Genomic DNA, 14,037 nt, shown 5'->3' with positions numbered 1-14,037 from the left:
AGGAACGCTCATGCGTGCCGTGCTCCTGCTGACCCTCATCCTTCCGCTGTCCCTCGCCCAGGCCCAGGGCCTCCAGGCCAGGCCAGGCCCCCTCGCCGTGCCGGCCGTCGCGGCGCCGCCGTTCGCCCAGGTCATCGAGCGCGAAGTGCCGGCCCTCATGAAAGAAGCCCGTATCCCAGGCGCGGCGGTGGGGCTGATTGCCGGAGGCAAGCTGGTCTACGCCAAGGGCTTCGGCTTCGCGGACCACGCGGGCAAGGTGCCGGTGACCCCCGACACGGTGTTCAGCGCCGCCTCCCTGTCGAAGCCGGTCGCCAGCTGGGTGGCGATGCGTCTGGCCGAGCAGGGCCGCGTGCAGTTGGATAAGCCCGTGGCCGATATGCTGTCGCCGTGGCCGCTGGCGCAGAGCCAGTTCGACCATCGACTCATCACAATCCGTCGCCTGCTGTCGCACACCGCGGGCACGACCTTGGGTGGGTATCAGGGGTGGCTCGACTTCAAGGAGCTGCCGAGCCTGGAGGAGTCGCTGGCCGGCAAGACGAATGGACGCGGCGCGGTGGAGCTGTTCGCACCGGTCGGTGCGAAACTCCAGTACTCCGGCGGCGGCTACACCCTGATGCAACTGGCCATCGAGCGGACCACGAAGCGCAAGTATTCAGACCTGGCGCGTGAGCTGGTGTTCCGGCCGCTGGGCATGAAACACAGCAGCGTCGCGATGACGCCGGAGGTGCTGGCCGTCGCGGCGCAGGGACACGGCGACGATGGTGCGCCGGTGCCGATGCGCTACTACGTCGAGCAGGCGCCGTCGACCTTGACCACCAACGTCCGCGACTTCGCCCGCTGGATGATTGCCGGCATGACGAACACCGCCGGCGCGCATCCACTGAGCCAGGCGCAACTGGCCCAGCTGTATACCCCCGCGGAACTGAGCACGCCGCGCGCGCCCGATGCGCCGGCCTACGGCCTGGGCCACTTCATCGAACGCCTCGGTGATGGCAGCACCGCCGTTGGTCATGATGGACGCAACCAGGCCGGCTTCCGCGCCTACTTCTTGATGCGTCCGCAATCCGGCGACGGCATCGTCTTCTTCAGCAACTCCCGCAGCGGCGTGGCTTTGGACCGCATCGTCTGCCTGTGGGGCGCCGACGTGGCCAAGGTCGATGCGGCGACGACCTGCAAGAAATAGCGTCGCGTTCTATCAGGTGCCTGGAGCTGCCTGGTTTTTCGCGGGGCAGCTTCAGGGACTTTCACCGACAGAAAGGTGCCAGGGCTTTTTCGTGCGCTTCGGGTTCCCATGAATCGCGGCTCGCGCATTAGCCGCCCGAAAAGAAATCCTTCGGAGGCAGTGCCCATGAGAGTTCGGAGTCTTGCAGCGGTCCTTTTCATCGTGTTGTCCGCCTGTTCCGCCGGCACCGTGGACGATTCCCCGCGCCAGGAGTCGCTCGCCGGTGAGCACCAGGCCCTCGAGGCGGGCGAGGTTTCGCTCTTCCTCGACTCGGCGCGCCCCACCATCGCGATGGACAGCGATACCGGTGCGGTGGAGCTGGGGATGAAGTTCCGCGTGTCCGTTCCGGGCACGGTCCGTGGCGTGCGCTTCTTCAAGGGAGGGGCCCAGAATGCCGGTCCGCACCGCGTGAGTCTGTGGAACCGGGCGGGCGCGAAGCTCGCGGAGGCGACCTCCACGAGCGAGACGACGACGGGTTGGCAGACGGTGCGCTTTGCTTCCCCCATCACCGTCATCGTGGGGACCACCTATGTCGTGTCGTACTACGCGGCGGCCGGACGGTATGGCGCCACCGTGGGTGGCTTCAACACGGAGAAGTCACGCGGCCCCATCCGGGGACTCGCATCGGGCGTGGACGGGGTCAACGGCGTCTATCGCTATGGCGGCGGCTTTCCGACGCAGGGCTACCAGAACACCGACTACGCCGTGGATGTGGTCTTCCTTCCGGACAGCACCGAGCCCTCGCCGGATACCCAGGCGCCGACCGCCCCCTCGGGACTCGTCGTGTCCGCGGCGTCCGCGAGCGCCATCAACCTGGGCTGGAATGCCTCCACGGACAATGTCGGCGTCGCGGCCTACGACCTCTTCCGCGATGGCGTGAAGATCGCCTCCACGTCGAGCCGCGCCTACACGGACACGGGACTCACGGCGGCCACGGTCTACAGCTACCTGGTGAAGGCGCGTGATGCCGCGGGCAATCTCAGCGCCGACTCGAACGCCGTCACGGCGACGACCGGCTCCAGCCCTCCGGCCGGCGGCTTTCCGAATGCGAGCAATACAGGCGTGCCGGCGGGAACGCAGCTCACGCCCTACACCGGACCGTGCTCCATCTCCGTGGCCAACACGCTCATCGACTCCAAGACGGTGAACTGCGACCTCACCATCCGCGCGGCGGGCGTCATCATCCGCAACTCGAAGATCAACGGGAGTGTCTCCACCGACGAGAACTCCACCGGGTTCTCCTTCACGCTCACCGACTCCCACGTCGACGCGGGTGACCGCATCGTCACGGGAGTAGGCGCCGTGAACTTCACCGCCGTTCGCGTGCACGTGCAGGGTGGCAATCGCTCCATCCACTGCTGGCACGACTGCGAGATTCGCGACTCCTACGTCCATGGCCAGATGACGGACGAGACGGGCACCGCGCACGAGTCCGGCATCCGGATGGGCCGGAATGTCACGCTCCGGCACAACACCATCATCTGCGACGCGCCGGACGTGCCGCCCGACGCGGGCTGTTCGGCGGCGCTCACCGGCTATGGCGACTTCGCTCCGGTGGAGAACAACCTGGTGGAGAACAACTTCTTCCCCGGCACGACGGGCGGCTTCTGCGCCTATGGCGGGTCGTCCCAGGGCAAGCCGTACTCGGGCGCGTCGAACAACATCCGCTTCATCGGCAATGTCTTCGGTCGCGGTCAGAGCGGGCGCTGCGGCTGGTACGGGGCCATCACCAGCTTCGACACCTCGGAGCCGGGGAACGTCTGGTCCAACAACACCTGGGAGGACGGAACGGTCCTTCCTCCGTCGAACTAGCGAGCAGCGTCAGGGCGGCATCCCGGAGGTCTCAATCGTGTCGCTCGATGGGGACCTCCACGCCCGTGGCCTCCCAGACGTTGCCCTCGGCGGACAGCTGCGTCTGGGTGCTCACGAGCACGGCACAGTCGTAGACCGTCCGGGCGCCGAAGACGTTGTTGCGCACCACCATGCCTTGAAGGCTTGTGCCGCCCGCATGTCCCAGGTTCACGATGCAACTGCCGCGGTCGAGCCGGTTGCGTTCTACCCTCACGTCGCGCGTGGGCCCCACTTGCTGGTTCACGAAGACCGCCGCGCCGATGTCTTCCCCCGGGCCATGCACGTTGCTGTCGTAGATGCCGATGTCTCGCCCCTCGAAGATGCTGATGCCGTACTGGGCGCCCACCGGGTCCAGTGCGTGGATCCACGAGGACTCCACCCGAGCGCCGGACCGCAGGCCCATCCCCACCACCACCCCATGCACGTCGAGCCGGCGCGCGGTGAAGCCTCCTCCCACCACGCCCCACTGGAGCGTCGAGGACTCCTCGGCGAAGACCTCGATGTCCTCCAGCAGGACGCCCGTCGCCCCTGAGACGTTGATAATGCCGTCAATCTCGCGGGGTACCGGCGCGTGCACGACACACCGGCGTACGGTGACGTCGTTCGCGCGGATGATGAGTCGACCGTGGATGTCCCGGTCCTCGAGCACGGCCCCCGGCGTGTCCAGCACGACGTCTCCCTCATGCCGGACCAGGGTCGCGCCCGGGGGGACGCCGGTATTCCGCGGGCCGGGAAGGCCCGGGTTGGCCCGGCAGGAGACGTTGGCGGGACAGGACTTGCACGCGCCGTCCTCGCACCGGAAGCCATCCGCGCATTCGATGGGTTCGGAGCACAGGGGCTGCGCGAGCCCGAGGTCCTCGAGCGCGGAGAGCTGGCCGAAGCTCCGCGTCCCTTCGCTCCAGGAACCGGCCATCGGGGCCGGGAGGCCATCCCGGGTCATCCGGACGAGGGAGGCGGGGCCACGGTGGCCCGGGGCCGACTCGGCGCGCATCTCCACCCGCGCGGGGACGGCGAGCGTCCGCATGGAAGGCTCCAGGGCATAAGCCACCCCCACCGACCAGCTCCGCACCCCCAGCTCCCGGAGTGAGACGGTCTCCTCGCTCTCGAGTGCTCCCGGCGGAAGGGTCACCCGGAGGCGACCATCGCGGGAGGTGACGGTGCCGCCTTCGCGCCCGATGACACGCACGTCGGGCCGCCCGCGTGCATCGAAGAGGCCTTCACCACACGCGCACGCGAAGAGGCCCAGGGCCGCGACGAGGAGGACGTCACGCATCAGAGTCGGAAGCCCAGGCCGGTGACGGCTTCGACCGCGGGCCGAAGGACCACGCGGTCATTCAGCCTGAACGAGGCGAGCTGTGCCTCCACCTCCGAGAACCAGGAGACCCGGCCCCCGAGGGGCAGCGCATGGGAGAGCACCGCCCCCACGCGTCCGCGGAACGCCGTCCCTTCCGACGTGCTCGCCACCGACTGCCGGACCGCATCCGCACCCAGCCGGCCACCGGCTTCGAGCCCCCGGACAGGAAGCCGCCAGAGCCACGCGACATCCCCTCCCAGGCTCCGGAGCGCATAGGGCAGCCCGGCATCCTGGCCCCGGCCGTCCTGGTATCTCGCGCGGAGCCGCAGCGTCTGGGATGTCCCCATCGCGACGTCCCCTCCCAGCACCAGCGCGGGCGCAAGCCCCATGCCCCGAAGTGGCGGCGTGTTGAGACCGACCGCGGCGAGCAACTCCAGCTCCCGTGCGACGGCCTCGCCTCCCTTCTCTCCGCGCTCGGCGAAAGGCCGCTGCGTCAGCGTGACGGTCGTGGCCGTCCGTTCCTCCCCGCGCCTGAGCGCGAAGGCGCCGGTCCGGACATCGTCCGCGGTCGTGCGAATCAGCCGGTAGCTTCCGGCACGCAGCGCGAGCTGCCGTGGCTTCACCGGGTCCTCTCGGAGCTCCAGCACCTCGCCGAGCCCCTCGTCGCGCACGACGAGCCAGCGTCTGTCGGGCTCCGTCCCCGGAGCGAAGACGAGACGCGCGTCCGCGTGGCGCAGCTCGGTGAGCACGAGTTCTCCCTTTCCCTTCAGGTCCAGGGCATACGTCGGGCGCTGCGCGACTCCGGAGACCTCGGCCGTGTGGGAGACGGTCTTCGCATAGGCATAGCGATAGGCTTCCTGGAGCGTGATGCGACTGTCTCCATCGGCGTCCGCGGCGCCGCGAAGCCCGGCCGTCAGGTGGTGCGTGAAGAAGCTCCCGCGCAGCTCCGCGCTCTCGAGCGCGTTCTCCCCTGGACCCGAGGACGCGAGAATCGCGGTCCCATCCGGGGACTCGTCGCTCGTGACGTCGAGCGCGAAGCCACCGGGAAGGGCCTTCGCCCCCTTCGGGGTGATGAGCCCTCCGGACCTGCACGCATCCACGAAAGCCAGTCGCACGTGCGCACGCGAGGCCCCGAGCAGCTTCCTCAGCTCGGCGAAGGAGAGGCTCTCGCTTCCCAGCTCCAGGCCCTGCTCCGTGGCATGCCCGGACCAGTAGAGGAGCAGCAGGTTTCGCCGCGAGGAGTGGCGGGCCGCTTCGGCGATGCGCTGTTCGAGCGCTCGCACCTCCGCGAGCAGCCGCGCGCGAGTGGGCTGATGAAGCACGCGCACGTCCTCGCCGTGAAAGCCCCCGAGCTCCTTCAGCGTGTCCGCGAAGCGCGAGGCATCCGCCTCCGCGAAGCGGAGCCGCGCGTGGCCCGGTGCGCCCACGTTGCCGCCGACCGCGAGAGCAAAGCGCCGTTCGGGCAACTGGGCCTTCGCGGAAGCCGCGAAGAAGAACACGAGGAGCAACGCAAGCCGGCTCATGGAGCGCCGCGCTCGAGCAACACCGTGGCGGTCCGAGCGCCGGGGATTTGAACTGTCGTGGAGTCCCGCACCGGGCTCCCCTGGAGAGCCTGCTCCACGACGGCCCAGCTCAGGGGCTCCCGCGACATCACCGCCCAGATTCGCTCCGGGCCTTCAGCCGCATCGAGCACCGCGCTGCCCGGAAGCAGCTGTGTCCCGTCCACCGCGAGTGGTGTCGTCCCTTCCGCGGGCACGAGGCGGGAGACGGCGCCCGTCGAGTCGACGGAGGCAATCCAGACAAATGCCGCCGAGCCCGGCGCGACCTGGAAGCGGAGCGCCTCTCCTGGTCGCACCCGCTCGCCCTGGGTCGCGGCTCGCGGCGCTCCCTGCCCTCCGATGTAGACGGTGAGCTCCTCGCCCTTGGTCGCATAGCGCGGGGACTCCGGGGGAGGGGAGCGGAGGAAGAACAGGGCGGCCGCGGCGAGGGCGGCCGCCGGCAGCAGTGGCGCCCATCGCGGCAGAGGCCGGGACCTGGCCTGGGTCTTCGCCATCCAGCGAGGGTTCTCGCGGGCGAACGCGCGCGAGGCCTCCTCGGCGGACCGCTCCCAGGTCTGGCAATGGGCACACCCGGCGATGTGCCGGGCAGTGGCGGGATTCGCGTGGAGCAGGTGCTCCTCGAGCGCGAGGTCGCTCGGGCACTGCGCCGTCCGTGCCGCGTTCATTCGAAGACCCCTCGGCGGGCGTTCGCCAGGAAGAGCTGGATGCGCTTGCCGACCGTCTTGCGCGAGAGGCTGAGAAGCTCGGCGGCCTCCTCCTGGGAGTGGCCATCGACGAGCACGAGCCACGCGACCATGCGCTCGTGCTCCGTGGCGCAGGAGAGCGCCTTGAGCGCCATCTGCCGGTCGGCCACCTCCGCGAAGCTGTCCGTGGGCGCGGGCGCGTCGTGGTTCAGCTCCGCCCCGCTCGCCGTCTCCCAGGCATCGTCGCGCAGTTGGGCGAAACACACCCGTGTCGCGACGACGTAGACCCAGCGCAGCTGTTCGGGCTCCGGAGGAAGCCGGGAGCGATGACGCACCAACTGCATGTAGACCTTCTGACAGGCGTCCGCGGCCTCATCCGAATTGCGCAGGATCTTCAGACACCGGCGGTAGATGGCCGGTCCCAGTCTGCGGCAGACCTCACTGAGGGCATCACCGTCGCGCATCAGGGAAATCCGATGAGGGGGAGGACATCTACCGCTGCGACACCGAGCGTACACCCAGCCTCCGAACGGCGGAAGACGGAGCGGCAGGGGCGGTTCAGCGCGCCGCGGTGCCGCCATCCGGGTTGGAGCCGGGGAGGTTGATGCCGAGCGCGTTCGCGAGGAGTGAGGGCGTCGCATCCCCCGGCAAGACGGAGGTGAGCCTCCCTTCCGCCCGGCGCTGACTCGCGCTCCTTCAGTGGGGGGAAGGCGGCTCGCCGTGAGCATCGATCACCGTCGTGATGCGCGTTTTGACGCACTCATGCAGGGTGGCCGAGCTTCTCCCTCTTCATGGGACGGTCCATCGTCCACGTTCGCCACGAAGATGGGCCTTTGCCGTTTCTACCGTGTCGCCGCGAGAGGCCCTGCTTCTCAGCTTGAGTTTATCGCTTTTGCTCAGGTCTCTCCAAGGCTCGAACATGTGCGAGGTTCGCGACTGCCAGAGAACAACGCCCCTCCAGCCACCTCTCAGCGACTGCTCGTGAAGAAATGAATCAAGCTTCTGAGTGAGTGATATGGGTTTCAGCTCTTTGCTGAGAAGAAAGTCGAGGATCGCAGGTTGTCTTGATTGAACGGCTCTGACGATGGAGGTCGCGACGACGACTGTGCGCTGGTTTGGAAAGGCATGCTTTGAGAGCATGGACTTGACGTCACTCAGCCGGCCTTCGTCCACGGCCTGGTATACTTTCTTGGCGACTTGCTTTTCGCGTGCGTTCGTGACGAGCCAGAGCGAGACCAATCCCGCGAAGGGTAGAAGAATCAAGAGCCAGTTAGTCCGCGTCTCCATGAGTTCAGCATATCGTTCGGCTGAGAGGGGCTGACAGAAATTGGGGGCACACCACGCCCTCCGGGCCCACGCCGGCGCTCGACCGACCACATGTGCCGACAAGGACTGGACGCCCCGAGGGGACAGGCCCAGGGCGTAGCCACCAGCGGAGCAAACTTTCATGATGGACCAGGCAGGCCACATGGCCCCGCGACTCATCGCGGGGGCGCGGGCCTGGCGCCTGAACGAGGACAGACCGTGGAATCCCGAGACCTCTCCGCACCCGCCTGGTCGGCGTTCAAATCCTGGCTGCTCAAGTTGCCCGGCGTCCCCATCTCCCGCCTCCGGCTCCTGACTGGCGGCTGTCCGGCGGAAGAGCTGCCCGCGCTCGCGAAGGAACTCAAGCGCGTGCGGACCGACTTCAAGAAGCGCCCCAATGAGGTCTCTGCCCCCGCGGATGAGGGACTCCGGAAGGACTACGCGGCGCTGGGTGTGCCCTGGTCCGCGTGGAGCGAGGTGGCGAGCGAGGTCCAGCGCGACCTGAAGCGCAAACGGTACGCGCGCTGGACGGGGGTGGATGCGCTCGAGTTCCCCGAGGGGCCTTGCACCGCGGACCTGGTGACCGTCGTGTTGTTCGGAGGCGTGGAGCAGGCACGACCCCATCTGCTGCGCCGCGCGTCGCTCGCCGCGGGCTCGCTGGAGGCGCTGTGGTGCCGGTGGCTCGCGGGTGAGCCGCTCGAACCCGAGACGCTGCGCGCGTTCGCGGGTGCGCCGGAGCAACTCGCCGAGCCCCTCTACACCCCAGGCATTGAAGAGGTGCTGCCGCTGTTCTTCGTCGAGCCGGACACCGCACGCGCCGAGCGGGCGCTGGAGGTCGCCTCGGCGAAGTTGGGCTCGTCCCGGGCGCAACCGTTGATGGACTTCCTGCGCTCCCTGCTCGGACTGTGGCGTCAGGACACTTCGGTGGAGGAGGTGAGGGCGCGCTTCGATACGAGTGTCGCGACCCTCTCACCCTCCGAGGTCGCCCAGCTGAGCGCGCCCGCCTATCTCTATGGCCGATACATCGAAGCACTCCCTCCGCACGTGCTGCTGGAGCGGGTGGGCTCGCGTCTGGAACGCATCGCCGTGCCTGCCCGGGTCGCGGATGTCCAGCCCGTCATGGAGGCCCTCGCCGCGCTCGAGGAGTTGACGGCCCTGGGCCTGGGCCTCCGCGTGGAGCAGCGGCCCGGGAATGTTCTGCTCTCCGCGCAGGAGCCGGAGGCTGGGGGAGGGGACGAGTTCCTGTAGCGCTGGTGTATGGGCGATGTGCGTCATCCAGACGGATGACGCCAGGGCGCGCCCGAGCAAGCCGCTCGATTATCTCATTCCACACAGACGCCATACACATGGCGAGTTAAGCTCGAAATCAGTCTATTCCAGCTTTTGATGCGATAGACTTCAGGGCATGAGAGAACCTTCCAGCACGCGAGCGGCGGCTTGGAGTCTGGCCATCATGGGGGTGTTCATCGGCGCCTGCGGGAACGCGCCCCAGGCCGAGCGCGATGAAGCGCAGCCCGCGCCTTCCTCGATGCCGGCGTCCATGCTCTCGGTGGTCCCGCTCTTCGACTCCAGCACCCCGCTGGAGCCCGCGGTCGTGGTGGATACGCCGACGGCGCTCATCACCCGCCTCGCGGACCGGTCGCGTGATCGCCACGCCCGTGAAGCGCAGTTCCAAAGCTACGAGCACTACCTGCCGCTGTACTTCGAATACCGCACCCACGGCATTGAGATCATCGACAGGGTCGCCAAGGGGGGCGGCGACATCACCGTCAACATCACCACGCTCTGGCCCTTGGACACGCCGGACTTCCGCGCGTTCTACCAGGGGCAGGCGGTGCTCTCTCAGTATTGGTTCAACGTGGACATGACGCAGGTGGATCCACTGCGCTACACGGCCACCATCAATTACAATGCGAAGGAGAACCGGCGGATCCAGGTGGGCGACCGCATGGAGATTGAAATCAGCCCGTTCCTGCTCCCTCCCGTCGTGGGACGCGCCAACTATTACGGGACGGCGTTCCTCTACATCGTGGGCCAGGGCGGCATGGTGCCCTGGGAAGGAAGGGGCTCGAACCTGGACTCGTTTCCCCTGCCGGAGACAGCCTGGCTGGGGGGGCGCACGACGCTTGGCTACAGCTACTCGAACGAGCCGGCGCACCTGTTCAAGCAGATGGCGACGAACACGGCGCCAGGGAACGCCCAGCCATTCGTCGAGGGGCGGCGCCTGCATCACACCGACTTCAGCGATGGCTCCCACTCGGAGGTTGGCAACCCAAGCCTCACCGCGCAGCAGAACAAGCTCGGGCCCTCCTATATCGGTCGCAGCTGCGTGGCCTGCCACACCAACAATGGCCGCGGGCTTCCTCCCGACCCGGCGACGTCCGTGTATACCTTGCGGTTCTATGTGAATGACGCGCCCTGGGCGGACCTTCACTACAAGCTCAACGGAGGCGCCCAGCAGAGCTTCCGGATGGCGCATGACAGCTCCAACGCGAACACCCATCTCCTCAAGAACATCCCGGCGGGCACGGCCGTCCAGTACCACTTCACCATCGGCAACACCTCGGGGGGGCTGAGCACGACGTCCCCGGTGAGCTTCACGGTGAACGGCGGTGGTGCCAGTGGAGGGAATCCTGGCCACGTCGTCCTCGCGCCTCCTCTCCTCTATACCGTCAGAGTGGGAGCGGTCGGCACCACCGTGACGGCGCATCCTGCACTGGGGTGGGTCCTGCAACCGCAGAGCACCAACGGGAGCCCCGAGGGCAACGTGAGCATCTCGGGCTGGGCGGTGACGGGCGGCACGTTCGGTGATGGCACGGGCTATCAGTTGCGGCGCCCCCTCTACAGCTTCACGGGGCCCGTTCCCACGTACCATTCGGCCCGAATCACTCCGCCCCTGGTCGGGATGGGACTCTTGGAGGCGCTCGATGAGACCATGATTGCCAGCCTCGCCGACCCCAACGACGCCAATGCCGACGGCATCTCGGGTCGCATGCAGACCGTGGTTGATCCACAGACGGGCCAGCCGCGCATGGGGCGCTTCGGTTGGAAGGCGGGCAAAGCGAGGCTCAGGCATCAGATCGCGAGCGCGCTCAATGTCGATCTTGGCGTCACCACGTCTGTCTTCCCGGTTCCGGATTGCGGCTCGGGACAGACCTGTGCCGGAGCAAGCACCGAGTTGGCTGACGCGGACCTGGATAGGATGGTTCGCTACGTCGCCCTGCTCGGGGTCCCCGCGCGCCGCAATCTCAATGACGCTGTGGCGCTTCAAGGGGAGGGCCTCTTCGGCAGCGTGGGCTGTGCCCGGTGCCACGTCGCGACGTTGGCGACCAGCCCGTATCACCCCCACACCGAGCTGCGCAGCCAGGTGATTCGTCCCTACACCGACATGCTGTTGCATGACATGGGACCGGGGCTGGCGGACAACCTCCCCGAGGAGGGGGCCACGGGAGCGGAGTGGCGCACGCCACCTCTTTGGGGCATTGGCTTGACGGCTGGCGTCAGCGGCGGGGAGGCCTATCTGCATGACGGCCGTGCGCGCAGCCTCTCCGAGGCCATCCTGTGGCACGGTGGCGAAGCTGAGTCCTCCAAGGAGGCCTTCCGCACCCTGGGCGGCTCCCAGAGGGCGGCCCTGCTCAAGTTCATCCAGTCACTCTGACGGGAGTGATATTGGTGAGGGCAAGGAGCAGGACATGACCATCACCATCACCGCCTTTGAACGCTCACCTGATCGCGGCAACGGATTGGCGCGGGACATGCGGGTGCGCTGGGCGCTGGAAGAGGTGGGCCAGCCCTACGACGTCCGTCTGCTGTCGTTCGAGGCGATGAAGGAGCCCGCGCACAAGTCGCTGCATCCGTTCGGTCAGATTCCGACCTATGAGGAGGGCGATCTCGCTTTGTTCGAGTCCGGCGCGATTGTCTTCCACATCGCGGAGCGCCATGCCGGCCTGCTGCCGGAAGACGCGAATGGCCGGGCGGGCGTGATTGCGTGGATGTTCGCGGCGCTCAATACGGTCGAGCCGCCCATCTTCGACCGCAGTCTGGTGATGATTCTCGAGCGCGACCAGCCCTGGTACGAGCATCGCCTGCGCGCGCTGGACACCCTCATCCGGAAACGGCTGGATGATCTCTCCGCGTTTCTCGGCGACGCGGACTGGCTAGGCGGCGCCTTCAGCGCGGCCGACATCCTCATGGTGACGGTCCTGCGCAGACTGCAGACGTCGGGCATTCTCGAGGCGTATCCGAACCTCGCCGCCTATATCGCCCGCGCCGAAGCGCGGCCCGCCTACAAGCGTGCGTTCGCCGCGCAACGAGCGGTGTTCAACGCCGCCCCGCGGACCGCGTGACGGCACGGGCCCGCGCCGGGTCAGGGCTGCAGCGCCAGTCGAAGCGCGTCGATGAACCCGGGCCTGGGGTCGTTGACGGGACGGTTCTGGTCGTCCTCCGGCTCCTGCGCCCACTTCCTTCTGCGTCTTGAATAATCCCTCGCCCTTGTCGTCCAGGACGGCGCGCAGGTCGCTGTAGCCGTACTTGCCCTCTTGCTTGAGCTTCTCCATCGCGGTGACCACCTGGTCGCCCGAGACGCCGTGGCTCAACCTCAGCGACACGAACCGCTGCGTTCCGGACTTCGCGCGAAGGCAGTGCGAGAACTACAGTCACAGACGGCCCATGCTTTCATTCCTCCTGCCACTCCTTGTCGCCATCGCGCCCGCGACCTCCCCGGAGATTTCGTCGGCGAACCTCAAGAAGACCCCCGCCTTCCAGGACTGGCGCGGCGGACGCTTCCTCTTGGAGGAACTCTGGGTCGAACTCCCGGAGGCCGGACTTCGCGTGGGCTACTTCGTCGTCCCCAGCCCACGGACCCGCGAGTCCTCGGATACTCCTCCGTTCCATGACGCCTTCTTCGTGGTGGACCCACGCACGGGGCAGCCCGTTGCCCCGGCCGTGGTACGAACGAGTCAGCCCCTCAATGGCTGTCCGGAGATGGGCAAGGTCTCTCGGCTTACCCCCGAGCCCGAGAGCGCGACCTCCGCCGCGGTCCGTTTTGGCAATGGTGCTCAGCGGTGTCTGCTCCGGCTACGGCGCGTGAAGGAGGCCTGGGTCGTCTCCCTCTTCCCGGATGAGGCCCGCTCCCCCGTGGAGACCTTCCCAGCGGCGGCTGCCGCCCTGGAGAAGGTGCTGGGTCCCCGGGACGGAGGGGCTCATAAGCTCAATTGGTCCTACCTTCCCAACTCCCGCTGGCTGCTCGCCGCGTCCCAGAAGGAGTGCGGCCTGTGGGTCGTCGACAGCCTCACCTCCGAGGTGAACGCCACCGCCAGCGAGGCGATGACCCGGGAGCTCTGCGGGTGTCTCGATGAGACCATCTCCTTCGGAGAAACGGAGTTCGAACTCCCCCAGACGGTGTACTCCATGAGCTGGACGGGCGGAGGCACCGCGCTTCCGACCTGTGATTGCACGTTCGCGCAGACGGGCGAGGCTGGCGTCAAGTGCTCGGCGTACATGGGGCGCGAATACTCCCTCCCGGAGTTCGAGGAGATGGCAGAGGACGGAAGGCTGACGAAGAAGTGGGAGGACGAGAACCTGAATGAGTTGGAGGATTTCCGTCGCACCCACCAGGGCCTGCTCGCCGCTAACGAGGAGGCACTCACTCAGTGGAGAGCGGGGCAGCAGAAGGCGGCGCTCGCAGCGTGGACCACACTGTACCGGACATGGCTCGAGAGCGGCCGGCTCACCATTGAGGGCACCCTGGCCGCGATCACCGTGGAGGACGCCAGCCTGAGGAAGCAGATGAACCAGCAGTTGAATGCGACCATCGACCTCCGGGCGGAGATCCTCAACAACCTCGGCTTCGCGCTGTGGTCCCAGAAGGAGTGGTCACAGGCCGAGGCCGTCCTCGACGAATGCCTGGCGCTGCTCACCGAGACGGGCCACGAGCGCAACGTGCTCCACCTGAATCGGGGCGATTTGTTTCGGGACATGGGGAAGGGACCTGAGGCCATCAAGGCCTATCGGTCCTTCCTGCAGCGCAAGGGCACCGCGGCTCAACGCAAGCACGCGGAGCGAGAATTGCGGAAGCTGGAGCCGGGTTCGAAATGACAGTCTGGATGCCGGGACTCACGTCTG

At 67.5% G+C, this 14,037-nt stretch carries 11 protein-coding genes; 6 read left to right on the top strand and 5 right to left on the bottom strand.

Going from position 1 to position 14,037, the window contains the following annotated elements; translation table 11 throughout:
- Positions 1-10: 10 nt before the first annotated feature.
- Positions 11-1,183: a serine hydrolase gene (locus HUA76_RS41870; RefSeq protein ID WP_174464086.1), complete on the top strand. Its 1,173-nt coding sequence runs from the start codon at positions 11-13 to the stop codon at positions 1,181-1,183.
- 165 nt (positions 1,184-1,348) lie between these two features.
- Entirely contained in the window at positions 1,349-3,034 is a 1,686-nt protein-coding gene (locus HUA76_RS41865; RefSeq protein WP_217440895.1) for a DUF4082 domain-containing protein, read from the top strand.
- Between the two features lie 31 nt (positions 3,035-3,065).
- Here the strand turns inward: HUA76_RS41865 and HUA76_RS41860 are convergent, their stop codons facing one another.
- The 5 genes from HUA76_RS41860 to HUA76_RS45925 all read right to left on the bottom strand — a co-directional run bounded on the left by HUA76_RS41860 (position 3,066) and on the right by HUA76_RS45925 (position 7,896).
- Positions 3,066-4,346: a hypothetical protein gene (locus HUA76_RS41860; protein ID WP_174464084.1), complete on the bottom strand. Its 1,281-nt coding sequence runs from the start codon at positions 4,344-4,346 to the stop codon at positions 3,066-3,068.
- Complete coding sequence (locus HUA76_RS41855) at positions 4,346-5,890, bottom strand: caspase family protein (protein WP_174464083.1); 1,545 nt, start codon at positions 5,888-5,890, stop codon at positions 4,346-4,348. Before HUA76_RS41855 ends, HUA76_RS41860 begins: the two co-directional genes overlap by 1 nt.
- Positions 5,887-6,591: a DUF4384 domain-containing protein gene (locus HUA76_RS41850; protein WP_174464082.1), complete on the bottom strand. Its 705-nt coding sequence runs from the start codon at positions 6,589-6,591 to the stop codon at positions 5,887-5,889. Before HUA76_RS41850 ends, HUA76_RS41855 begins: the two co-directional genes overlap by 4 nt.
- The gene (locus HUA76_RS41845) at positions 6,588-7,073 is read right to left on the bottom strand and encodes an RNA polymerase sigma factor (protein ID WP_174464081.1); all 486 of its coding nucleotides are present in this window, start codon (positions 7,071-7,073) and stop codon (positions 6,588-6,590) included. The genes HUA76_RS41850 and HUA76_RS41845 overlap by 4 nt, the downstream gene beginning before the upstream one ends.
- 325 nt (positions 7,074-7,398) lie before the next feature.
- Positions 7,399-7,896 carry a hypothetical protein gene (locus HUA76_RS45925; protein WP_254614836.1) on the bottom strand — a complete coding sequence of 166 codons (498 nt, stop codon included), beginning with the start codon at positions 7,894-7,896 and terminating at the stop codon, positions 7,399-7,401.
- Between the two features lie 237 nt (positions 7,897-8,133).
- On the opposite strand from HUA76_RS45925, the gene HUA76_RS41835 reads away from it, so the two are divergent.
- The 4 genes from HUA76_RS41835 (at position 8,134) to HUA76_RS41820 (ending at position 14,010) form a co-directional block, all read left to right on the top strand.
- On the top strand, positions 8,134-9,162 hold the full coding sequence (locus tag HUA76_RS41835; RefSeq protein WP_174464080.1) for a hypothetical protein: 1,029 nt from the start codon (positions 8,134-8,136) through the stop codon (positions 9,160-9,162).
- A gap of 157 nt (positions 9,163-9,319) precedes the next feature.
- On the top strand, positions 9,320-11,572 hold the full coding sequence (locus HUA76_RS41830; protein ID WP_254614835.1) for a di-heme oxidoredictase family protein: 2,253 nt from the start codon (positions 9,320-9,322) through the stop codon (positions 11,570-11,572).
- Between the two features lie 34 nt (positions 11,573-11,606).
- The gene (locus HUA76_RS41825) at positions 11,607-12,260 is read left to right on the top strand and encodes a glutathione S-transferase family protein (RefSeq protein ID WP_174458695.1); all 654 of its coding nucleotides are present in this window, start codon (positions 11,607-11,609) and stop codon (positions 12,258-12,260) included.
- Positions 12,261-12,582: 322 nt separating this feature from the next.
- Entirely contained in the window at positions 12,583-14,010 is a 1,428-nt protein-coding gene (locus HUA76_RS41820) for a tetratricopeptide repeat protein (protein ID WP_174458694.1), read from the top strand.
- Positions 14,011-14,037: the final 27 nt, after the last annotated feature.

This window comes from Myxococcus sp. CA056 (assembly GCF_013336715.1).
Lineage (GTDB): Bacteria > Myxococcota > Myxococcia > Myxococcales > Myxococcaceae > Myxococcus > Myxococcus llanfairpwllgwyngyllgogerychwyrndrobwllllantysiliogogogochensis.
The sequence above is the reverse complement of the archived record's forward strand: the minus strand, read 5'-3'. Positions and strand labels throughout refer to the sequence as shown.